General features: G+C 74.4%; 14 protein-coding genes and 2 pseudogenes. 8 read left to right on the forward strand and 8 right to left on the reverse strand.

Annotated elements, in window-relative coordinates; translation table 11 throughout:
• Window positions 1-22 precede the first annotated feature (22 nt).
• The 4 genes from BS73_RS02080 to BS73_RS02095 all read left to right on the forward strand — a co-directional run bounded on the left by BS73_RS02080 (window position 23) and on the right by BS73_RS02095 (window position 4,316).
• Window positions 23-1,090, forward strand: coding sequence for a carbohydrate kinase family protein (locus BS73_RS02080; RefSeq protein WP_051939095.1), 1,068 nt, complete (start codon window positions 23-25; stop codon window positions 1,088-1,090).
• 62 nt (window positions 1,091-1,152) lie between these two features.
• A complete protein-coding gene (locus BS73_RS02085) occupies window positions 1,153-2,511 on the forward strand; it encodes an extracellular solute-binding protein (RefSeq protein ID WP_037568751.1) in 1,359 nt (452 codons plus the stop codon).
• 18 nt (window positions 2,512-2,529) lie between these two features.
• Window positions 2,530-3,498 (forward strand): carbohydrate ABC transporter permease, encoded by a 969-nt coding sequence (locus tag BS73_RS02090; protein WP_037568752.1) that lies wholly within the window; start codon window positions 2,530-2,532, stop codon window positions 3,496-3,498.
• The gene (locus BS73_RS02095; protein WP_037568753.1) at window positions 3,495-4,316 is read left to right on the forward strand and encodes a carbohydrate ABC transporter permease; all 822 of its coding nucleotides are present in this window, start codon (window positions 3,495-3,497) and stop codon (window positions 4,314-4,316) included. Before BS73_RS02090 ends, BS73_RS02095 begins: the two co-directional genes overlap by 4 nt.
• Window positions 4,317-4,384: 68 nt before the next feature.
• Here the strand turns inward: BS73_RS02095 and BS73_RS02100 are convergent, their stop codons facing one another.
• Window positions 4,385-4,825 carry a nitroreductase family deazaflavin-dependent oxidoreductase gene (locus BS73_RS02100; RefSeq protein ID WP_037568755.1) on the reverse strand — a complete coding sequence of 147 codons (441 nt, stop codon included), beginning with the start codon at window positions 4,823-4,825 and terminating at the stop codon, window positions 4,385-4,387.
• Between the two features lie 77 nt (window positions 4,826-4,902).
• On the opposite strand from BS73_RS02100, the pseudogene BS73_RS02105 reads away from it, so the two are divergent.
• Window positions 4,903-8,532, forward strand: a pseudogene (locus BS73_RS02105) (hydantoinase B/oxoprolinase family protein); the annotation flags it as partial.
• Window positions 8,533-8,580: 48 nt separating this feature from the next.
• Here the strand turns inward: BS73_RS02105 and BS73_RS40610 are convergent.
• Both BS73_RS40610 and BS73_RS02115 read right to left on the reverse strand, forming a co-directional pair.
• Window positions 8,581-9,668: pseudogene (locus BS73_RS40610) on the reverse strand (dipeptidase).
• A complete protein-coding gene (locus BS73_RS02115) occupies window positions 9,665-10,978 on the reverse strand; it encodes an amidohydrolase family protein (protein WP_051939100.1) in 1,314 nt (437 codons plus the stop codon). The pseudogene BS73_RS40610 and the gene BS73_RS02115 overlap by 4 nt, the downstream one beginning before the upstream one ends.
• A gap of 145 nt (window positions 10,979-11,123) precedes the next feature.
• Here BS73_RS02115 and BS73_RS02120 point away from each other — a divergent pair, with 145 nt between their 5' ends.
• A complete protein-coding gene (locus BS73_RS02120) occupies window positions 11,124-11,927 on the forward strand; it encodes an IclR family transcriptional regulator (protein ID WP_063836890.1) in 804 nt (267 codons plus the stop codon).
• On the forward strand, window positions 11,920-12,867 hold the full coding sequence (locus tag BS73_RS02125; protein ID WP_235215242.1) for an ornithine cyclodeaminase family protein: 948 nt from the start codon (window positions 11,920-11,922) through the stop codon (window positions 12,865-12,867). Before BS73_RS02120 ends, BS73_RS02125 begins: the two co-directional genes overlap by 8 nt.
• A gap of 45 nt (window positions 12,868-12,912) precedes the next feature.
• Here BS73_RS02125 and BS73_RS02130 read toward each other — a convergent pair whose 3' ends face one another.
• The 3 genes from BS73_RS02130 to BS73_RS02140 all read right to left on the reverse strand — a co-directional run bounded on the left by BS73_RS02130 (window position 12,913) and on the right by BS73_RS02140 (window position 17,199).
• Window positions 12,913-15,636, reverse strand: a complete 2,724-nt coding sequence (locus BS73_RS02130; protein ID WP_037568757.1) for a beta-N-acetylglucosaminidase domain-containing protein — start codon at window positions 15,634-15,636, stop codon at window positions 12,913-12,915.
• A 206-nt stretch (window positions 15,637-15,842) separates the two neighbouring features.
• Window positions 15,843-16,505, reverse strand: a complete 663-nt coding sequence (locus BS73_RS02135; protein WP_051939102.1) for a nucleoside/nucleotide kinase family protein — start codon at window positions 16,503-16,505, stop codon at window positions 15,843-15,845.
• Between the two features lie 124 nt (window positions 16,506-16,629).
• A complete protein-coding gene (locus BS73_RS02140) occupies window positions 16,630-17,199 on the reverse strand; it encodes a VOC family protein (RefSeq protein WP_037568759.1) in 570 nt (189 codons plus the stop codon).
• Window positions 17,200-17,844: 645 nt separating this feature from the next.
• On the opposite strand from BS73_RS02140, the gene BS73_RS40855 reads away from it, so the two are divergent.
• Window positions 17,845-18,549 (forward strand): VIT1/CCC1 transporter family protein, encoded by a 705-nt coding sequence (locus BS73_RS40855; RefSeq protein WP_407674956.1) that lies wholly within the window; start codon window positions 17,845-17,847, stop codon window positions 18,547-18,549.
• Window positions 18,550-18,574: 25 nt separating this feature from the next.
• Here BS73_RS40855 and BS73_RS02150 read toward each other — a convergent pair whose 3' ends face one another.
• On the reverse strand, window positions 18,575-20,056 hold the full coding sequence (locus BS73_RS02150; protein ID WP_037568760.1) for an alpha-amylase family protein: 1,482 nt from the start codon (window positions 20,054-20,056) through the stop codon (window positions 18,575-18,577).
• Complete coding sequence (locus BS73_RS02155) at window positions 20,053-22,746, reverse strand: MGH1-like glycoside hydrolase domain-containing protein (protein WP_037568762.1); 2,694 nt, start codon at window positions 22,744-22,746, stop codon at window positions 20,053-20,055. Before BS73_RS02155 ends, BS73_RS02150 begins: the two co-directional genes overlap by 4 nt.
• Window positions 22,747-22,760: the final 14 nt, after the last annotated feature.

The following is a 22,760-nucleotide window of genomic DNA, read 5'->3' on the forward strand; positions in this document are numbered from 1 at the left end:
CCAGTGCCCGGAGTCACCGCCCATGTCCGCTTCCGAAGGCCCGTCCGCGACCCCGCCGCCGGCGCCCGCGGCCACGCGCCCGCGCGTCGACCTCCTCTTCGCCGGCGAGCTCTACTACGACCTGGTCTTCGCCGGGCTGCCGGGGCTCCCCGCCCCCGGCCGCGAGGTCTTCGCGGAGAGCTTCGCCGCCGTCCCCGGCGGCACCGCCACCCGCTGCGTCGCGGCGGCCCGGCTGGGCGCCCCCACCGCGGTGCTGGCCAGTGTCGGCACCGACATGTTCGGCGAGCGGCTGCACCGCGACCTCGGCGCCGAGCCCCGTCTCGACCTCCGCTGGCTCCGCCGCGACCCGCGCCGGCACACCCCGATCACGGTGGCCGTCACGGACCGGGACGACCGCAGCTTCATCAGCTACCACGACGGCTCGCCCTGCGGCAGCGAGTGCCCGGACGCCCCGCCCCTGCCCGACGCCCGGCTGTGCCACCTCGGCATCGCCGACCGGCTGCCGAACTGGGCCGCGGCGGTGCGCGCCCGCGGCACCAGGCTGGTCGGCGGGGTGGGCTGGGACGCCAGCGGCCGCTGGTCGGCCGAGGTGCTGGAGCGGCTCGCCGAGATCGACGCCTTCTGCCCGAACGAGGGGGAGGCGATGCGGTACACCCGCACCGGCAGCGCCGAGGAGGCGGCCCGCGCCCTCGCCGCCCGCGTCCCCCTGGTGCTGGTCACCAGGGGCGAGCGCGGAGTGCTGGCGATCGACTCGGCGGCCGGCGAGCGGGCCGAGGTCGACGGACTGCGGATGCCGGCCGTCGACCCCACCGGGGCCGGCGACGTCTTCATCGCCTCCTTCCTCTACGCCGCGCTGCGCGAGGAGTGGTCGCTGACCGAGCGGCTGCGCTTCGCCGTGCTCTGCGCGGGTCTCTCGGTGTGCCGCCTCGGCGGCAGCTCCTCCGCGCCCACCTGGCAGGCGATCCGCGCCTACCTGGACTCCGCCCGACCCGAGGGCTACGGCTTCCTGAGCGGTACGGCCGCGGCCGACGCCGTCGTCCCCCCGGCCGCCCCCTCCGCCCTTCCCTCCGGAAAGGACCACCCGTGCTGATCCGCAGACCGCGACCCCGGACGCCCGGCCCCGACAGGCCCGTCCGCCGGACGTCCCGCCCGGTGACCACCACTGTCGCCGTCGCCGCCGGCCTCCTGGCGCTGCCCGCCCTCGCCGGCTGCGGCGCCCCCGGCGGCAGTGCCCCCTCCGCCGCCACGGCCCGGCCCAGTGGGCCGGTCTCCACCGACCCGGCCACCGCCGGCAAGGTCACCCTCACCGAGTGGGACCAGAACACCGACCCGGCCACCGACGCCTCCACCCGGGCCCTGAACGCGGCCTTCGAGCGGAGGTACCCCAACGTCCGCATCGTCCGGGTCTCCCGCTCCTTCAACGACCTCAAGACCACCCTCAAACTCGCGCTCTCCTCCGCCAACCCGCCGGACGTCGTGCAGGCCAACCAGGGCTACCCGGACATGGGGGCCTTCGTGAAGGCCGGGATGCTCACCCCGCTGGACCGGTACGCCGACGCCTACGGCTGGCGGACCGCGTACCCGAAGCAACTGCTCGACCTCAACCGGTTCTCCACCGACGGCCGCAGCTGGACCACCGGAAGCCTCTACGGCATCTCGCAGACCGGCGAGGTGGTCGGCGTCTACTACGACAAGACGGAGCTGGCCGCCCTCGGGCTCCAGCCGCCGAGGACGCTCGCCGACCTGGGCGCCGATCTGGCCAAGGCCAAGGCGGCCGGAAAGCTGCCGCTCTCCTTCGGCGACTCGGACAAGACCGGCGCCATCCACCTCTTCGGCGTGGTGCAGGCGCTGACCGCGGGCAAGGTGGACGTCCGCCACCTGGTCTTCGGCGCCAAGGGCGCGAGCTGGACCGACAGCGGCACCGTCCGCGCCGCCACCACCATCGGCGACTGGGCCAAGGCCGGCTACCTCTCCCCGGGCTGGGCCGGGCAGACCAGCGACCAGGCCGCCACCGAGTTCGGCGCCGGGAAGTCCGTCTTCTATCTGGACGGCACCTGGGAGGCGCAGCGGATCGCCTCGGCGATGGGCGCCGGCAGGGCCGGCTTCACCGCGCTCTCCCCGAGCCCCGGCGCGAGCCCCCTCACCGAGGGCGGCGAGGGACTGGCCTGGTCGATCACCAGCAAGTCCAGGCACCCGGACGTGGCCGCCGCGTATCTGAACTTCCTCAACGACGAGGGCGGAATGGCGAAGCTGGCCTCCGCAGGCGGGCTCCCCGCGCTGCCGCCGCCCTCCTTCCGCCCGGCCGCCGGCACGGTCGCCGCCGACGTGCTGACCGCCTGGCACTCCGTCAGCACCCGGGACGGTCTGCTGCCCTACCTCGACTACACCACGCCCACCTTCTACGACACCCTCACCGCGGGACTCCAGGAGCTGCTGGGCGGGCGGCAGACCCCGCAGCAGTTCACCCGGTCCCTGCAGACCGACGACTCCGCGTTCCAGCAGAGCCGGTAGCGGAAGGGGAGGAGCGCGATGACCCTCGTCACGCCCGGCACCGGCGGCCGCGCCGGCGCGCGCCAGGCCGGCGGCGGAGCCCCGGCCCCCGCCCGGCCTGGGCGGTCCCGCCTCCGCCGCGTGCCCTGGCGGGCCTATCTGTATCTGCTGCCGGCGCTCGCGGTGGTCGCCGTCCTGCTGCTGGTGCCGCTCGGCCAAGCGGTGCAGATCTCGCTGTACCGCTGGGACGGCCTCTCCCCGTCCACCTGGGCCGGCTTCGGCGACTACCTCGACCTCGGCCGCGATCCGGTGCTGCGTTCCGGCTTCCTCCACGCGCTGGTGCTGATCGGCTTCTACGCGGTGATCCCGGTGGGGGTCGCGCTGGTGCTGGCGGGGGCGATGACCCGGGCGGCGCGGCTGCGCGGGGCCACCGTCCTCCGCGTCCTCCTCTTCCTGCCGCAGGTGGTCGCCACGGTGGTGGTGGCCACCGCGTGGACCGCCGTGTACGCCCCGGACGGGGTGCTCAACTCGGTGCTGGACGCGGTGGGACTGCACGCGGTCACCCGGCCCTGGCTGGGCGACTTCTCCACCGCGCTGCCCGCGGTCGGGCTGATCGGCAGCTGGCTGGAGCTCGGCCTCTGCCTGGTGCTCTTCCTGGCCGGGATCGGGCAGATCCCGCGCGAGCTGTACGAGGCGGCCAAGGTCGACGGCGCGGGCGCGGTACGGGAGTTCTTCGCGGTCACCCTGCCCGGTCTGCGCGGGCAGATCGCGGTGGCGCTGACCCTCACCGTGATCGCCGCCCTGAAGGCCTTCGACCTGGTCTACGTCGCCACCCGGGGCGGCCCGGGCAACGCCACCGCCGTCCCCTCGTACGAGATCTACGACCGGGCCTTCAACACCGGGCAGGTGGGCGACGCCTGCGCCCTCGGTGTGGTGATGACCCTGCTGATCCTGGGCGTCACGGTGCTGATCGCCCGGCTGCAGCCGAAGGAGGATGACCGCGCGTGATCACCCGCCGTGAGAAGGCCGTCAACTACGCCGTGCTGTGGCTGTTCGCCGCCCTGTCGGTGTTCCCGCTGGCCGGGGTGGCGGTCTCGGCGCTCTCCGGGGGCAGCACCGGCAGCGCCACCTTCAGCTGGCCGGACTCCCTCCACTGGTCGAACTTCGCCGAGGCGTGGAGCCGGGGGCACTTCTCCCACTACCTCCTCGCCTCCGCCGTGGTCGCGGTCAGCACCGTGCTGCTCAGCTCGGTGCTCGGCATCCTGGCCGGGTTCGCCTTCGCCGCGTTCGACTTCCCGGGGCGGTCGGCGCTCTTCTACCTGATGCTGATCGGCCTGATGGTGCCGGAGGAGGCCTTCGTCATCCCGCTCTACTTCGACCTGCGGAACGACGGACTCACCGACACCTACGCGGCGCTGATCCTGCCCCAGGTCGCCCAGTCGCTGGGGTTCGCGGTCTTCTGGCTGCGGAACGCGTTCCGGGCGGTACCGCGCAGCGTGGTCGAGGCGGCGCGGATCGACGGTGCGGGGGACTGGCGGGTGCTGTGGCGGATCCTGGTCCCGACCACCCGGCCGGCCCTGACCACGCTGGCCATGCTGGTCTTCATGTGGACCTGGAACGCCTTCCTGATCCCCCTGGTGATGGTGCAGTCCGAGGACCTCCGCACCGCGCCCCTCGGCCTGGCCTTCTTCCAGGGCGCCCACACCACCCAGTTCTCCCTCCTCGCCGCGGCGGCCATCATCGTGGCCCTCCCGGTGGTCCTCCTCTACCTCTTCCTGCAGCGCCACTTCATCAACGGCATGCTCGCTGGCGCCGTCAAGGAGTGACTCCGTCCCGCCCCCGCCCCGGGCCCGCCCGGAGCCGGGGCTCCGGGCGGGCCGGCCGACGGCGGGCGCTAGCGGGGGTCGAGGACGAAGAGGGGGATGGTGCGGGTGGTCTTCTTCTGGTACTCGGCGTAGGCGGGGAAGGCGGCGACGGCTCGCTCCCACCACTCCTCGCGTTCGGCGCCCTCGGCGATGCGGGCGGTGAAGTCCCGGGTGACCTCGCCGTCCTGGAGGGAGATCTCGGGGTGGGCCACGATGTTGTGGTACCAGACGGGGTGCTCGTCCGCGCCGCCCTTGGAGGCGACCACGGCGTACCGGCCGCCGTGCTCCACGCGCATCACGGGCGTGTACCGCCGCTTCCCGGTCCGCGCCCCGCGCAGGGTGAGCAGGACGATCGGCGAGCCCTGGATCTCGATGCCCTCGGTGGTGCCGGTGGCCAGCACCTTCTGCGTCTGCTCGCGCACCCACTCGGTCGGGCTGAACTCCACGTCCCCGCCGCTTGCTTCAGGCACTTGAGGCGATCCTTCCCTAGTTCGTCGTCCGGCCGACCGGCACTGGCCGGGACCGGCTCCGTGGTAGAACCGATCGTATGTCTCGTAGGCCGGGCGCGCGCGAAGGCACGGGTGGGGGCTGGCAGTTCTGGGTGGATCGGGGCGGCACCTTCACCGACGTGGTCGGCCGCGCACCGGACGGGCGGATCCGCACCCGCAAGCTGCTCTCCGAGGACCCGGAGCGGTACGAGGACTCCGCGGTGGCGGGGATCTGCGCCCTGCTGGCGGAGGAGCCCGGCGAGATCGACTCGGTCCGGATGGGCACCACGGTGGCCACCAACGCCCTGCTGGAGCGCACCGGCGAGCGCACCGCGCTGCTGATCACCCGCGGCTTCGCGGACGCCCTGCGGATCGGCTACCAGAACCGGCCGCGGATCTTCGCCCGGGAGATCGTCCTCCCCGAGCAGCTGTACTCCCGCGTCGTCGAGGTGGACGAGCGGATCGCCGCGGACGGCGCCGTCCTCCGCCCGCTGGACCGCGACCGGCTGGCCGCCGACCTGCGGCGGCTGCGGGCGGACGGATTCGACTCGGTGGCCGTGGTCCTGATGCACAGTTACCTCCATCCGGGCCACGAGGAGGCGGTCGGCGAGCTGGCCGCCGAGGCCGGGTTCTCGCAGGTCTCGCTCTCCAGCGAGGCCAGCCCGCTGCAGAAGCTGGTGCCGCGCGGGGACACCGCCGTGGTGGACGCGTACCTCTCGCCGATCCTCCGCCGCTACGTCGCCGGGGTCGCCGACCGGCTGCCGGGCGTGCGGCTGATGTTCATGCAGTCCAACGGCGGGCTCACGGAAGCCGGCCGGTTCCGCGGCAAGGACGCGGTGCTGTCCGGGCCGGCCGGGGGCATCGTCGGGATGGCCCGGATGTCCCGGCTGGCCGGCTTCGAGCGGGTGATCGGCTTCGACATGGGCGGGACCTCCACCGATGTCTCCCACTTCGCCGGGAGCTACCAGCGCAGCTACGACAACCAGGTCGCCGGCGTCCGGCTGCGCGCGCCCATGCTGGACATCCACACCGTGGCCGCCGGCGGCGGCTCGGTGCTGCACTTCGACGGCAGCCGCTACCGGGTCGGCCCCGACTCGGCCGGCGCCTCGCCCGGCCCCGCCTGCTACCGCGCGGGCGGGCCGCTCACCGTCACGGACGCCAACCTCCTCCTCGGACGGGTCCAACCGGCCCACTTCCCCCGGGTGTTCGGGCCCGGCGGCGACCAGCCGCTGGACGCCGGGCTGGTCCGCCGCCGCTTCGCCGAGCTGGCCGCCGGGATCCGCGAGCGGACCGGGGACGACCGCACTCCGGAGGATGTCGCCGAGGGCTATCTGCGGATCGCCGTCGCCAACATCGCCAACGCGGTGAAGCGGATCTCGGTCCAGCGCGGGCACGACATCACCCGCTACGCGCTGACCTGCTTCGGCGGCGCGGGCGGGCAGCACGCCTGCGCGGTCGCCGACTCGCTCGGCATCCGTACGGTCCTGGTCCCGCCGCTGGCCGGGGTGCTCTCCGCGCTCGGGATGGGGCTCGCCGACACCACCGCGCTGCGCGAGCAGTCGGTGGAGGCGCCGCTGGACGGCGGCCCCGAGGCGATCCGGCAAGTGGTGGCGGCCGCCGACCGGCTGGCCGAGTCCGCGCGCGCCGAACTCCTGGCGGAGGAGGTGCCGGAGGAGAGGATCCGGGTGCTGCGCCGCGCGCATCTGCGCTACGACGGCACCGACACCGCCGTCCCGGTGGAGCTCGCCGACCCTGAGTCCATGCGGGCGGCCTTCGAGGACGGGCACCGCAGGCTGTACTCCTTCGTGCTGGACCGGGCGATCGTGGTCGAGGCCGTCGCCGTGGAGGCGGTCGGCACCGCCTCGGCGGTCGACCTCTCGGCGCTGGCCCCGCCCGCCCCGGCGCCGGGGGACCGCGCCCCCGGGGAGGCCGGCACCGCCCGGTTGTACAGCGGCGGCGCCTGGCGCGAGGTCCCCCTGCTCCGCCGCGAACTCCTCCCCGGCGGCCGCGAGGTGACCGGCCCCGCCGTGATCACCGAGGCGAACGCCACCACCGTGGTGGACGAGGGCTGGCGGGCCGTCCTGGACCCGGCCGGGCAGCTGCGGATCAACCGGGTCGCCGCCCGCCCGGACGCCGCCGTCGGCACCGAGGCCGACCCGGTGCTGCTCGAGGTCTTCAACAACGCCTTCATGTCGGTCGCCGAGCAGATGGGCGCCCGGCTCGCGGCGACCGCGCAGTCGGTCAACATCAAGGAGCGGCTGGACTTCTCCTGCGCCCTCTACGACCCGGCCGGCAACCTGATCGCCAACGCCCCGCACATGCCCGTCCACCTGGGCTCGATGGGCTCGGCGGTCAAGGAGGTCGTCCGGCGCGCGGCCGGCCGGCTGCGCCCCGGCGACGCCTACGCCGTCAACGACCCCTACCACGGCGGCACCCACCTGCCCGACGTCACCGTGGTCACCCCGGTCTTCGACGAGCCGGGGAGGGAACTGCTCTTCCTGGTCGCCTCCCGCGGCCACCACGCCGAGATCGGCGGCATCGCCCCCGGCTCGATGCCCGCGGACAGCCGCCGCATCGAGGAGGAGGGCGTCCTCTTCGACGACTGGCTGCTGGTGGAGAACGGCCGCTTCCGGGAGGCGGCCACCCGCGCCCTGCTGACCTCGGGCCGCTACCCGTCCCGCGCCCCGGACACCAACCTGGCCGACCTCCGCGCCCAGATCGCCGCCAACCGCAAGGGCGTCGACGAGGTGGGGCGGCTGGTCGAGGAGTTCGGACTGGACGTGGTGCACGCCTATATGCGGCACGTGCAGGACAACGCCGAGGAGGCGGTGCGCCGAGTGGTGGACTCCCTCGCCGACGGCGAGTACCGCTACCGGACCGACTCCGGTGCCGTGATCGCCGTCCGAGTCGCCGCCGACCGCGCCGGGCGCACCGCCACCCTGGACTTCACCGGCAGCTCCGCCCAGCTGCCCTCCAACTTCAACGCCCCCTCCTCGGTGGTCACCGCCGCCGTCCTCTACGTCTTCCGGACCCTGGTCGCCGAGGACATCCCGCTGAACGACGGCTGCCTGCGACCGCTGCGGATCCTCGTCCCGGCCGGTTCGATGCTCGCCCCCCGGCATCCGGCCGCGGTGGTCGCGGGCAACGTCGAGACCTCGCAGGCCGTCACGGGCGCCCTCTACGCCGCCCTCGGCGCCCAGGCCGAGGGGTCCGGCACGATGAACAACGTCACCTTCGGCAACGCCCGCCACCAGTACTACGAGACGGTCGCCTCGGGCTCCGGGGCCGGTCCCGGCTTCGACGGAGCGCCGGTCGTGCAGACCCATATGACCAACTCCCGGCTCACCGACCCCGAGGTGCTGGAGTGGCGCTTCCCGGTGCTGGTCGAGGAGTTCCGGGTGCGGGCCGGAAGCGGCGGCGCGGGCCGGTGGCGCGGCGGCGACGGCGCCGTCCGCCGGATCCGCTTCCGCGAGCCGATGCGGGTCAGCATCCTCTCCGGCCACCGCCGCGTCCCGCCCTACGGGATGGCCGGCGGGGAGCCGGGCGCCCTGGGCGCCAACCGCGTCGAACGCGCCGGCGGCGGCACCGAGCAGCTGGCCGGCTCCGCCTCGGCAGAGGTCGGCCCGGGCGACGTCCTGGTGGTCGAGACGCCCGGCGGCGGGGGCTACGGGCCGCCGGAGGAGCCGCCCGCCGGGCCGCCGCCGCGGCTGCCGCCGGCACCCCGGCCGGCAGCGCCGTCAGCCCCAGATCCGTTCCGCGTAGGCGATGAAGTTGCCGCCCATGATCTTGGCGATCTGCTCCTCGCCGAAGCCCCGGCGCTCCAGCAGCCGGGCCAGTTCCCGGAACTGGTCGACCCCGCGCAGCTCCAGGACGAAGGGGAGGGTGTCGGCGCGCTCGCCCGTCGCCCCGGTCCCGGTCCGCGCCCGCTCGGCGACCTGCCGGGCGATCTGGGCGCGGTAGGCGTCCAGGTCGTCGATGGGGGTGACGGTGCCGTCGGTGCCGATGCCGACGGCGTCCTCGCCGCAGACGTCGACCGCGTGGGCGATGTGCTCGACCACGTCCGCCGGGGTGGCGTGCCCGGAGGCGCTGAGGAACGGCATGAAGTAGATGCCGACGAAGCCGCCGCGCTCGGCGACCAGCCGCAGCTCCTCGTCCGTCTTGTTGCGCGGAAGGTCGGTCAGCGCCCGGCAGCCGGTGTGGTTGACGGAGACCGGCCGCGCGGAGACCCGGGCGGCCTCCAGGCAGGTGCGCTCGCCGCTGTGCGAGAGGTCGACCATCAGGCGGTGCTCGTTGAGCAGCCCCACCACCTCCCGGCCGAGGCCGGTCAGCCCCGGTTCTCCGGGGCCATCGCGCCGTCGCCCAGCGCGTTGGCCGGGTTGTAGGTCAACTGCACGACCCGGACGCCGCGTTCGGCGAAGAGCGCGGTCCGCTCGGTGGCGGTGGCGGCGTCCTCGCCGAGCGCGACGGCGTTCTGGAACCCGTAGACGACGCCGATCCGGCCCTCCGCGTGGGCCCGCCGGATGTCCCCCGCGCCGCGCACGTGCAGCAGCGCCTCGGGGTTGCGGGCCAGATGGCCGTCCCAGACGTCCAGTTCGTGCAGCGTGTGCTCGAACGGCGGGTGGTCGCCCAGGGTGTAGCCCAGGGTGATGTTGACCGCGGTGAGGCCGGCCGCCCTGGCGTCGGCCAGGGCGCGGGCGTCGATCACCATCTCCTCGCTGGTCTGGTCGAGGTTGCCGAGGGCGTCCCCGGCCGGGTTCGGGTTGTCCAGGCAGCCGAGGGCGTTGACCACCGGGTAGGGGAGGGCCGGGGTGCTCCGGGCGCTCATGCCCCGACCTCCCCGTTCGCCCCGGCCATGGCCCGGAACTCCGAGCGCTCGTGCCGCCGGCCGCGCTTGACGACCAGTCGGACGCTGCGCAGCCGCCGGATGTCGGCGGTCGGGTCCTCGGCGAGGACGACCAGGTTGGCCAGCTTCCCCGGCTCGACGGTGCCCATCCGCTCCTGGGCGCCGATGCTCACCGCGCCCGCCCAGCTCGCGCAGCGCAGCGCCTCGACGGGGCTCAGCCCGCAGCGCTCGACCAGGAACTCCAGCTCGTCGAAGACGGCCGGCCAGGGCTCCGCCGGCTCCGGATCGCGGTCGGTGCCCGCGCAGACGGTGACTCCGGCCCGGTGGGCCTGGGCGGTGAGCGCCGCGGAGAGGGCGTCATTGGCCCGGGCCCGGCTCAGCGCCTCGGCGTCCGCTGCCGGGTCCTCCGCCAGCTCGCGGGCGATCCGGCCCCACAGGGAGGCCGTCGCGTCCAGTACCGTGCCGCGCTCCCGCATCTCCTCGAAGAGCCGCGCCAGCTCCGGGTCCTGACCTGCCGTCAGCCGCGGGTAGTCGATCGGCGGCTTGTCCCGGTAGGTGGTCAGCGGCCGCTCGGCGAGCTGGTGGGCCATCAGCTGGACGTGCGAGACCGAGTCCACCCCGGCGGCGATCACCTCCCCGGGCGAGGCCGGGAAGACGGCGGCGTGCGCCCAGGCGGCGATCCCCTGGCGGTGCGCCTCCTCGGTGATCGCGGCCACCGTGCGGCCCGGGAGGTCGGCGTAGATCTTGATCGCGGTGGCGAAGGTGCCGCGGGCCATGGCGACGGCGAGCGGCAGGTCGGTGTCCTCCCGGATCGCCTGCATCCAGGGCACCTCGCCCGGCGTCGCGCCCTGCGAGACCTGCCAGGTGCGCGGGTCGTCGAAGAAGGTCGGCCCGGCCATCAGGGCCGCGTAGTGGACGTCCGGCGCCTCGATCTCGCCGACCAGGGCGGCCCTGGCGATGTCGGAGACCTGGCGCAGGTCGTCGGCCATGTCCCGGGTGGCGGTGACGCCGCCGTAGAGGTCCCGGCGCAGGGTGGTCTCGGCCAGCCGGCGGTCCGGCGGGGTGGCGATGTGCTGGTGGGCGTCGATCAGACCGGGTATCAGGTGACAGCCCGTCAGATCGATCTCCTCGACGCCGGACTCGGAGAGCTCGGCCGAGGACAGCTCGGCGTCGGGCAGCACGCGGGCGATCCGCTCGCCCTCGACCAGCACGGTGGTCCGCGGGCGCGGCGGCCCGCCCGTCCCGTCGATCAGCGTCGCTCCTCGGTACGCCACCGCCATCGGCACCGCCATCGGCAGATCCTCCCCTTCGGAGACCGGGTGCGCGGCAACAGTCGACACTCTGTTACAACTGTTGCAACACATGCTTCAATGAGTGAGACAACCCTAGCCCAGCCCGCCGTCCTGTCCACCCTCGTCCGGGACCATCGAGGATCACGTGCCCGCATCCGCTACCTCCGCCGTCGACAAGGCGCTGGACCTGATCGAGGCGGTGGCCGGCTCCGACCGGCCGCTGCGGCTCACCGAGCTCGCCGAGCGGCTCGGCATGCACCGCGCCACGGCCTACCGGGTGCTGGCCGACCTGGTCCGGCGCGGCTGGGTGCTGCGCCTGGGCGACCACTACCTGCCGGGCGCCGCCGTCCTGCGGCTGTCCCGGACGGCGGCCGCCGTCTCACTGGCCGGAATCGCCCGCCCGGTGCTGGAGGCCCTCTCCGCCAGGACCGCGATGATGGTCAACCTCCAGACCCTGGCCGCCGACCGGGCCCGGGTGGTGGACGTGGTCCGCCCCGAGCGGCTGGCGATGATCAGCGACCTGCGGGACGAACTGCTGCCCGTCCACCGCTTCTCCGGCCCGCTCGCCCTGGTCGCCGCCCTCGACGCGGAGGCCCGCGCCCCGTATCTGCGCCCCGCCGAGGCGGACGGCCGTCCGCTGGACGGCCCGGACGGCCTGCGGGCCGCGCTCGACCGCACCGCCCGTACCGGCTTCGCCCTCCAGCGCGGCCGGATCCAGCAGCTGGTCGGCTCGCTCAGCCGCGCGGTGCTCCCGGCCGAGGGCGCCCCGCCGGTCTGCGCGCTGACCCTGGTCGGCCCGGCGGCCGAGTTCGGCGACGAGCGACTGCCGGACCTGGAGCGGGAGTTGCGCCTGGCCGCCGACGAACTCCGCGGCGTACTGGCCGAATGGACCGCGGGCGGCCGAACCCGCGGCGGCCCCACCACACCCCTGGGAGCGGCACATGAGTGAGGACGCCCTGGCCGAAGCGCTGATCCTGGACCGGGCCGGCACCGAGGCCGCCCTGGAGCCCGGCCGCCTGATCCGGTCGGTCGAGCGCGCGCTGATCGCGATAGCCCGGGACGCGGTCTCCAGCCCGCCCCGGATAGCCGCCCGCAGCCCGCACGGACTGCTCGGCGCGATGCCCGGCCACGTCCCCGGCCTGGGCCTGGCCGCCAAGCTGATCACCGTCTTCGCGGACCCGGCGCGCCCGGGCCGCAGCGCCCACCGGGGCCTGGTCGCCCACTTCGACGAGCGGACCGGCAGGCTGCTGGCGCTGCTGGACGCCGAGCCGCTGACCGCCGCGCGCACCGCCGCCGTCTCGGTGCTGGCGCTGCGCGCCCTGGCCCGTCCGGACGCCCGCCGGATCGCCGTCCTCGGCACCGGCGCCCAGGCCGACGCCCATCTCGCCCTGCTGAACACCCAGGCCGGGGACGGCCTCTCGGTCACCGTCGCCGGTCGCGACGAGCGGCGGGTCCGCGCCCTGGCCGAGCGGCACGGCGCGGCGGCGGCGCCCTCCATCGAGGCGGCGGTCCGGGCCGCCGACGCGGTCCTGTGCTGCACCGGCGCCAGCGAGCCCCTGCTGCGGCGGGAGTGGCTGGCGCCCGGCACCCATGTCGGCTCGGTGGGCGGCTCCGAGGGCCCCGAACTCGACCCGGCGACCGTCCGCGCGGCGGATCTGTTCGCCGAGTGGCCGGGGGCCGCCGCCTCCCCGCCGCCGGCCGGCGCCCATGAGCTGCAGGGCGTCCCGGCCGAGCGGATCACCCTCCTGGGCGAGGTGCTGGACGGCGGCCGCCCGGGCCGCACGGATCCGGAGCGGCTCACCGTCTTCAAGTCCACCGGCCACGCCGCCCTGGACGTCGCGGCGGCGGCCACCGCCCACGCCGTCGTCACGGGAGGCGGGGAGGCGTAGGCGGGAAGGCGCAGGCCCGCTGCCCGGCCTCCTGGCCTCCTGGCCTCAGCCCTGATACCGCGGAAGGATCTCGGAGACGGACGGCGCCGGGCTGCCCGCGTCCCAGACCAGCCGCACCGCGGTGGCGGCGGCGCCGCCCGCGGGCAGGGTGCTGACCGGGCCGCCCAGCTGCCCGACGGTCCGCCAGCCGCCGTCGGCGAGCTGGATCTCCACGGCGGCCCGCGCGCCCCCGTTCCCCGGCTGCAGGACCGTCAGCGAGTCCAGCGGCCGGCCCTGGGGGAGGGTCATGGTCAGCGCGTCACCGGGCGCGGGCGCCGAGGCGGCTCGGTAGGCGGTGTCCAGGTCGCCGTCCCCGGCCGCCGCCAGGGAGGAGCCGGCGGCCGCTGCCGGGGATCCGGAGACCACGGGCGCCGCGAGGGTGGAGTGCACCGCGAACTCGTCCACCACCACCCAGTAGTCCTGGGCCGCGGTCACCCGCAGCCGGACGTAGCGGGCGGTGGTGCCGGCCGGGGCGGTCGCCTTGACCTCGGGCGCGTCGGTGAAGTCGCCCAGCGGGTGCCAGCCGGTGCCGTCGGCGGAGTACTCCAGGGTGCCGTGGTGGATGTAGTCGTTCGGGCTGCCCGACTTCGCCATGGTGACGTCCACGTCGCTGATCGGCCGGGCGGTGCCCAGGTCCACACCGACGTAGTCGCCCACGGCCGGGGCCGCGTCGGACCAGAAGTAGGTGGCGGGGTCGCCGTCGGTGTAGTTCGCGGCGGCATAGGTCTGGTACGGGGAGAGCGAGGTGGTCGGCAGCGCCTGCTGCGGCACCACGCCGAGGGACGAGTCGTAGCCGGATATCGCCCGGTCGACGAAGGCGTCCACCACCCCGTCGCCGACCTCCACCTTGACGCTGCTGCCGGAGAGCCCGGTGTAGGTGTGCGAGCGGGCCGCGGAGACCAGCCCCGGGAGCCGCTGGCGGTCCGCCCAGGCGCCGCGGGTGTCGCCGGCCCGCTGCCGGGCGAGGAGGTCCAGCGCCGTGGTGAGGGCGTTGCCCCAGTCCCGGGTGGCGTCCAGCCAGGGCGCGGCGTCGGTCAGGAAGCCGCTCTCGCCGGCCTTCGGCAGCCCGGCCCGCAGCCGCGCCGGCGCCTGCGCCACCGCGGCGAGGTGCGGGTACAGCGCGGCCACGGCCTGCGCGGGCCTGCTCTGCCAGTCCGCCCAGAACCGGGCGATGGCGGCGGCCAGTTCCGGCGCCTGGCGCCGGTCGAGGACGGAGGTGTACTCCAGGTCGGCGAAGGTGCGCAGGGCCGCCGTGGTCGCCGGGTCGCCGCCGGCCAGCTCGGAGAGCGAGGCGGTCCAGGAGCGCTGCGGGTCGTAGCCGGTGGAGTTCCACAGATAGTCGGCGGCGGTGAAGAGGGCGATCTTCGAGGCGTAGGGCTGGATCATCGGATTGGCCGTCAGCCCGGCGATCGCCCCGGTCACCCCCGGCTCCCGCCCGGTGTACGGGGCGAGCAGCAGCCGGCTGGTGGTGTAGTCGTTGACCGGGTAGTTGTCCCAGATCAGGATGCGGTGCCCGAAGACCTGCGCGGCCTGCTGGGTCTGCGCGGTGGTGATGCTGCCCGGCACCACGGCCTCGCCGGTCCACTCCACCAGCACCCGGGGGTCGAGCTGCCCGGCGATCGCCGACTTGTAGGGGCTCGGGGTGGTGTTGGAGTACTCCGTCGGCACCATCTCCAGCGGCTGCGCCCCCGGGTGGGTGTCGATGAAGTCCTTCTGCACCTGGTTGAGGAGATAGGCCTGGGCCTGGCCGGCCGCCCCGCCGCCGGTGCCCCACCTGGCCTTGTCGGCGTCGCAGTTCCAGGTGGTGTACGAGATGTCGTCCAGCGGGATGGCGAAGGAGCGCACGCCGATGTCCCACAGCGACTGGAGCTTGCCGGTGAGCGCCTGCTCGTCGGCGGCGGAGCTGTAGCAGACCGAGAGACCGGGGGAGAGGGCGTAGGTGAACGCGACGTGGTCCGCGGTGGCCCGGTCCACCAGCTTCTTGATGGCGGCCAGCTTGTCCGCCGGGTACGGGTCCCGCCACTGCGCGCGCAGATACGGGTCGTCCTTGGGGGAGTACACGTAGACGTTCATCTTGTGCGCGGCGTAGAAGTCCAGCTGGTCGAGCCGGGCCTGGTCGGACCACGGGGTGCCGTAGAAGCCCTCGATGGTGCCGCGCAGCGGCGTGGACGGCCAGTCCCGCACCGAGAGACCGGCGAACTCGCGGCTGCTGTGCAGGACCTGACGGAGCGTCTGGGCGGCGTAGAACTGCCCGTCCGGGTCGGAGCCGGCCAGCACGACCCGGTTCCGGGCCGCGCCCAGCTCGTAGCCCTGGGCGGGCAGGCCGCCGGTGCCGGGGAGGCCGATCGCGGACAGCGCGCCGTCCTGGTCGGCGCCGCCGAGGAAGAGCGCGAGGTCGCCGGGGAGTGCCCGGGCGCGGTCGGCGGTGGTGCGGACGAAGCGCTGCGCGCCGGAGGCCTTCAGTGCGGCCTCGGCGACCGACAGCGCGGAGGCGTCGGCGTCGGAGCCGGCCACCACGGCCACCTCGGGGGTGACCGTCAGGCGGTCGCCCCCGGCGGTGATCTGACGGGGCGTCGGGAAGATCTGCGGGAGCTGCTGCGCGGCGGGCCGCGGGCCGCCGGCGGGTGCGGTGGCGGAGGCCGCTCCGGTGGTGGTGAGGGCGCCGGCGACCAGCCCGGCGGAGACGGCGATGGCCGCCGCGGTACGGCGGAGTACTGACGCGTGCGGCATGGAACCTCCTGGAGGGACCCGAGGGGGCATGGAGCCGGAACGTGCAGAAGGGACTAGACCACCGCCCGAGGGCCTTGTCAATGCTGCGTGAAGCGACACACCTGCGAGCAGAAACGAGCAGCCCGTTCGGCGCAGGCGGGAGTGGGCCGAACGCCGGTCGCCGTCACCCGCGGGGGTCAGTCGCTGTCAGCCGCCGTCAGCCGCTGTCAGTCGCCGTCTGCCGCGACGATCGCCGGGCGGCGCGGATCGTCGGCCCGGACGACCAGATCGGCGGCGTCGTCCGGGCGGGTCTCCGACTCGTAGCAGGCCACCGCGGGCAGCGTCCAGCGCTCCTCCTCGGGCGTGCGGCGGGCCAGGGCGCCGGGGGAGAGATGCAGATGGACCGTCAGGTCCAGGGGGAACCACCGGCCGAGCAGCAGGGGGCCGTCCAGCAGCAGTACGCCGCCGGGCGGCAGCGGGACGCGGTCGGCGCGGACGGCCCGGTCGGTCGCCGGGTCCCAGAGGGCGGGCAGCACCAGGCCGCTTCCGCCCGGCTCCAGCGGGTCGAAGACCTCGCGGAACAGGGCGCCGGTGTTGAGCCAGCGCCCGAGGTAGGAGTCCGGCTCCCGGCGCCCGAACTCGTAGCGCTGCGAGGCGGGTTGGAGGAAGTCCCGGGCGGAGGCCCGCAGTACCGGGCGGCCCAGCGTGCGCAGCGGGTCCACCAGCGCGTCCGCGAGCCGCCAGGGCTCGGCGGCGTCGGCCCCGTCCACCGCCACCCGGATCCGGGCGCCGCCGTCGGCGCCCGCGGCCAGGGCGGCGATCCGCTCGGCGGTCTCGGACGCCAGCGCGTCCGGCCGCACGGCCCGTACCCGGCCCGGGGGAGTCGCCACCCGCGGTCCCCTCCCGATCGGCGTCCTCGTTGCTGCCTGCTGCCTGCTGCGGATCAATGATCGCATCCCGGGCGGGCGGGGCTGGGGGAGCTCGTACCGCGGGGGGAGTCAGGCCGGCGCGGGGTCAGGCCGGAGTGGCGGCGGCCCGGCGGTCGGCGCCGGTGCGCGGCTCGTGGCGGACGTCGTCCTCGGTCATCTCGCGCGTCCAGCAGGCGAACTCCAGCAGGATCCCGTCCGGGTCCTGGAAGTAGACCGAGCGGACGAAGACGCCGTCCTGCAGCTTGGGGGCCACGCCGAGCGGGCTGTCGTCGTGGTTCATCACCGGGCTGACCGCGATGCCCTTGTCGATCAGCCGCTGCCGGTACTCGTCGAAGCGCTCAGCGGGGACGTCGAAGGCCACGTGGTTCATCGAGCCGACGGCGCTGAGCAGCTCGCCGCTGCCGGGCAGCCCCCGGGGCGCCGAGACGCCCGGCACGCCGTCGGGGGTGTCGGTGAACCAGAAGAAGGCGAGGCAGTCGCCGTTGCCGCAGTCGAAGAAGAAGTGCTGGCCCAGGCCGCCGGCCAGCTCGATGGTCTTGATCAGCGGCATCCCCAGCACGCCCGAGTAGAAGTCGATGGTGCGCCGCATGTCCGAGCAGACCAGGGCGAGGTGGTTGATGCCGCCGAGCTGGAACTCGGGGTTGGACCGTGCCATGCGTCCTCCTTCGGGCCGGCCGGGAACCGGGCGGCCGGGCGGCCGGGACGGTTCGCTCGACGCTCCGAGCCTGCGCGGCGGCCTGCCGGGTGTCAATGAGACGCCTCCTCCGCCCCCATTTCTGGAGACAAGGTCTATACTTGGACTATGTCCAATCTAGCCATGCAGCCGGAGAACCCCGAGGTCATGGCCGCCGAGGCGGCCCCTCCGACCCGCCCCCTCGACCCCGCCGCCCGGCGGGCCGCCGTCGCCCGCTTCCGCTCCGCCCTCGAGTCCGAACGCCGCAGCGCCCAGCTCTACCGCGCCCTCGCGGACGGCGCCGAGGGCGAGCGCCGGGAGATCCTGCTGGAGCTGTCCAGGATCGAGCAGCGGCACGCCGCCCACTGGGAGCGGAAGCTCTCCGAGCTCGGCGCCGAGGTGCCCGGCGGCAGCCGCTCCGGGCTGCGCGTCCGCACCCTCTCCTGGCTGGCGCGCCGGTTCTCGGTGGACCTGGTGCTGCCGCTCGTCGAGCGCGCCGAGCGGGCCGACTCCGGCCTCTACCGGGGCGACCCGGACGCGGCCCCCGGGATGGCCGCCGACGAGCGCTCCCACGCCCGGGTGCTGACCCGTCTGCGCGAGGACCGCGCCGCGCCCGAGGCGGCCGGCGTGCTCGGCATCCTCCACGGCGAGCGCTGGCACCGCAGCGACCGCTCGGGCGCCCTGCGGGCCGCCGTCTTCGGCGTCAACGACGGGCTGGTCTCCAACGGCTCGCTGGTGATGGGCTTCGCCGGTTCGGGCGCGGCGGCCTCCACGGTGCTCTTCGCCGGCCTGGCCGGCCTCCTCGCCGGCGCCTTCTCGATGGCGGCCGGGGAGTACGTCTCCATGCGCAGCCAGCGCGAGGCCTACGAGCGCGAACTCGCCCTGGAGGAGGCCGAGCTGGTCGAGGACCCGGAGGCCGAGGCGGAGGAGCTGGCGCTCATCTACCGGGCCAAGGGGCTGACCCCGGACCAGGCGGGGGAGGTCGCGGCGACCATCATGGGGAACCACGACACCGCGCTGCGGACGATGGCCCGCGAGGAGCTCGGCCTCGACCCGGACGAGCTGGGCTCCCCGTGGGCCGCGGCCCTCTCCAGCCTGGTCTCCTTCGCCCTCGGCGCGGTGGTGGTCGTCCTGCCGTTCCTGTTCGGCGGCGGGGCTCCCGCACTGGTCGCCGCGGTGCTGCTGACCGCGCTGGCGCTGTTCACCGTCGGGGCCGCGCTGGGGCTGGTCAACGGGCGCCCGGTGGTCCGCTCGGGCGCCCGTCAGCTCCTGGTGGGAGGCGGTGCGGCGGTGCTGGTCTTCGCCTTCGGCCACTTCATCGGCCGCGGCTGAGCCCGAGCGGCTGAGCCCGAGCGGCTCAGCCGGCCGCGCCGACCGCGAAGACGTGGGCGCCCCAGGCCGGCAGGTCCACGAACAGCCCGCTCTCCAGCGCCTCCCCGCCCGCGCGCCGGTACCGGACGCCGTCCAGGACTCCGGTCAACTCCCAGTCACCGCGCCCGAGTTCGCTCCAGGGCAGCCGGACCCTGCCCTGCGCCGGGCGCTCCGAGAGGTTCACCACGGTGAGGAACCGGCCCGCGTCGCCGGACCAGCAGGAGGCCACCAGGTTCCGGCAGCTCTGGTTGTCCGGCCAGCCGGTGCAGTCCAGCCGCCGCCAGCCGCCGGTCCGCATCCCGCTACGGTGGACCTTCGCCAGCAGCCCCTCGTGGAACTCCCGCAGCCCGGCGTCGGCCGGCTCGTCCGGACGCCGGTCCAGGAAGACCGGCAGATGCACCCGCCGTCCGGTGAACTGCCCCTCGTGCCACAGCGTCGCCCCGGGCAGGGTGGCGATCAGGACGGCCGCGGCCCGCTCCTTGTCCTGCGGCATGGTCGCGGCCGCCCGCGGCTCGTCGTGGTTCTCCAGGAAGCGGACCAGCCGCCGCTGGTACTGCTCGTCGGCGCCGAGGTGCGCCCGGACCGAGTCGGCTCCCTCGTGGAGGATCCGGTCGTAGAGGCGCTTGTCGTAGCAGAAGTCGAAGCCCTGCTGCTGGAGCGCCCATTCGAGGTCCCAGTACGCCTCGGCCATGAAGAGCATCCGCGGGCGCTCGGCCCGGACGGCCGCGACCACCTCGGACCAGAAGTCCGCTGCGGGCGGCTGCCCCGCCCGCGCGCCCCAGGTCCGCGCGAAGACGTCGTTGAGCAGCAGCATCGCCATGTCGCAGCGCACCCCGTCGCAGATCCGCCCGATGTCCCGCAGCACCGCCGCGGTCGCCGCCCGCAGCTCGGGGGCGAAGGCGTTCAGCTGCACCACGTCCGGCCAGGGCGGGAAGAACGGGTCCCGGCCGCGGGCCAGCACGGCGCTCCCGGTGTCCAGGAAGGCCGCCGGATCGCGCCGGAGGTCGTCGGCGTCGCCGTGGACGAAGTACTCGGGGTGCTCGCTCACCCAGGGGCTGTCCGGGGCCACGTGGTTGGGCACGTAGTCGAGCAGCAGCCCGACGCCCCGGCCGTCCAGCTCGGCCCGGGCGGCGGCCAGACCGGCGGCCCCGCCGATCCCCTCGTCCACCTCGTAGCGCCGGATGCAGTACGGGGAGCCGGCGATGTCCTCCTCCCGGACGTCCGGCAGGGCCGCGGCGAAGGAGGCGCGCAGCGCGCTGTCCCGCAGGGCGATGGACCGCCCCTCCGGGCTGCGGTCCCACACCCCCATCAGCCACACCGCGTCCACGCCCGGCACCGCGATCTCGTCCCAGGCGTCCTTGGGCACGTCCCCGAGCCCGGTGGGGCGGCCGGTGCGGCGGGCCAGTTCGCGCAGCCACACCCGGGTGTTCACCTCGTGGACGACAGGCTGGGCGGGAATGCCGGTCATCGGTGCTCCCTCCGGGGGGTGGGGCGGAAGTCGGTCGGCCCGAGCCGGCCGAAGAGCTCCATCATGACGGCCACCAGGCCGGTCCACCCGGTCTGGTGGGAGGCCCCAAGGCCGGCGCCGTCGTCGCCGTGGAAGTACTCGTGGAAGGAGATCAGGTCCCGCCAGTGGGGGTCGTCTCGGAAGATGGTCTGGCCTCCGTAGACCGGCCGCCTGCCGTCCTCGTCACGCAGGAAGATCCTGGTCAGCCGGTCGGAGATGTCCCGGGCCACCTCGAAGAGGGTCATCCGGACGCCGGAGCCGGTCGGGCACTCGACGGTCAGGTCGTCGCCGTAGAACCCGTAGAGGTTCATCAGTGCCCGGATGATCAGGGCGTTCATCGGCAGCCACACGGGGCCGCGCCAGTTGGAGTTGCCGCCGAACATGCCGGAGTCGGACTCCGCGGGCTGGTAGCCGACCCGGTACTCCTGGCCGTCCACCCAGAACGTGTAGGGGTGCTCGGCGTGGAAGCGGGAGAGCGCCCTGATCCCGTACGGGCTCAGGAACTCGTCCTCGGACAGCAGCCGGGCGAGCACCCGCACCAGCTTCTTCTCGTCCACCACGGAGAGCAGCCTGGGGCCGCCGGCCGAGCCGGCCTGCAGCGAGGTCAGCGCCACCGAGAGCGAGGGGTGGCGGTCCGCGAACCGGCGCACCCGGTCGGCCAGATGCGGCAGCACCTCCAGCTGCTCGGGCCGGAAGACGGTGGACGCGCAGAGCGGCAGCAGGCCCACCATGGAGCGCACCTTCAGCCGCACCGAACGCCCGTCGGGGAGCTTCAGCACGTCGTAGAAGAAGCCGTCCTCCTCGTCCCACAGCTCGTCGTCGAGATCGCCGAGCCGGTCCAGGGAGGCGGCGATCCACAGGTAGTGCTCGACGAACTTCAGCACCATCTCCTCGTACGAGGGGTCGTGGACCACCAGCTCCAGCGCGATCTGCAGCATCGACTGGCAGTAGAGGGCCATCCAGGCGGTGCCGTCGGCCTGCTCCAGGGTGCCCCCGGTGGGCAGCGGGGCGCTGCGGTCGAAGACGCCGATGTTGTCCAGGCCGAGGAAGCCGCCCTGAAAGACGTTCCGGCCGTCCGGGTCCTTGCGGTTGACCCACCAGGTGAAGTTGGCCAGCAGCTTCTGGAAGCTGCGGGCCAGGAACTCGTGGTCGGTGCGTCCGGTGGTGCGCTGCTCCAGCAGGTGGACGAAGTAGACCGCCCAGGCGTGCACCGGCGGGTTGACGTCCGAGAAGTTCCACTCGTAGGCCGGGATCTGCCCGTTGGGGTGCTCGAAGGTGTCCCGGAGCAGCAGCTCCAGCTGCTGCTTGGCGAAGTCGATGTCCACGGCCGCCAGCGCCACCGCGTGGAAGGCCAGGTCCCAGGCGGCGAACCAGGGATACTCCCAGGTGTCCGGCATCGAGATGACGTCGTCGCTGTACATGTGGAACCAGTCGCGGTTGCGCACCCCGGGCCGGGGCGGGCTCCACGGGCTCATGCCGTGCTCGGCCAGCCAGGCCTCCAGGTCGAAGGCGTAGTACTGCTTCGACCAGAGCATCCCGGCCAGCGCCTGGCGGAGCACCCGGGCCTCGTCCTCGCTCGCCCCCTCCGGGGTCAGCTGCCGGTAGAACTCGTCGGCCTCGGCGGCGCGCGTCTCGAAGACCGAGTCGAAGCCCCGGGTCCAGGAGTGCCGGGAGCCGACCGGCGCCAGTCGCAGCCGCAGTGCGGCGGAACCGCCGGGGGGCAGTGTGAGGGTGTAGTGGGCGGCCGCCTTGGTGCCCTCCCGCGCCGGGTTGACGGCCCCCTCCTCGCCGTCGACGACGTACCGGCCGATGCCGTCCTTGACGTAGGGGGAGGCGTTGGGGGTGCCGAACAGCCGCTCGTTGTTGGTCTCGTTCTCGGTGAAGAGGACCGGCACCCGGTCGGCCAGGTGGAGTTCGTAGCTGCCGAGCGCGGGGTGCTCGGCCCGGACCGAGGTGGTCGAGCCGGCCCCGCCGACCGCCGACAGCCGGGGCCTCTCGGCGTCGTGGGCGCCGTCCCAGGACCAGGTGTTGCGGAACCACAGGGTCGGCAGGACGTGGAGGGTGGCCTCCTCGGGACCGCGGTTGCCCACCGTGATCCGCATCAGGATGTCGTCGTGGTCGGCCTTGGCGTACTCCACCGTCACGTCGAAGTACCGGCTCTCCTCGAAGACGCCGGTGTCCAGGAGCTCGTACTCGAACTCCTGCCGGGAGCGCCGGCCGTTGACCGCCACCAGGTCGTTGTACGGGAACTCGGCCTGCGGGTACTTGTAGAGGTAGCGCAGGTAGGAGTGGCTGGGGGTGCTGTCCAGGTAGAAGTAGTACTCCTTGACGTCCTCGCCGTGGTTGCCCTCGAAGTTGGTCAGGCCGAAGGCGCGCTCCTTGAGGATCGGGTCGCGACCGTTCCACAGCGCGACCGCGAGGCACAGCCGCTGCCTGTCGTCGCAGATGCCGCCGAGGCCGTCCTCGCCCCAGCGGTAGGCCCGGGAGCGCGCGTGGTCGTGGGGGAAGTAGCTCCAGGCGTCGCCGCCGGGGCTGTAGTCCTCGCGGACCGTCCCCCACTGCCGTTCGCTCAGGTACGGGCCCCACAGCCGGGACCGTGGGCTTCCGTCGGCCGTCGGGCCGACCCGCCCGGAGCGCGTCCGCGTGTTCATCCGGATCCTCCTCG

The sequence above is a fragment of the Phaeacidiphilus oryzae TH49 genome (assembly GCF_000744815.1).
GTDB lineage: Bacteria > Actinomycetota > Actinomycetes > Streptomycetales > Streptomycetaceae > Phaeacidiphilus > Phaeacidiphilus oryzae.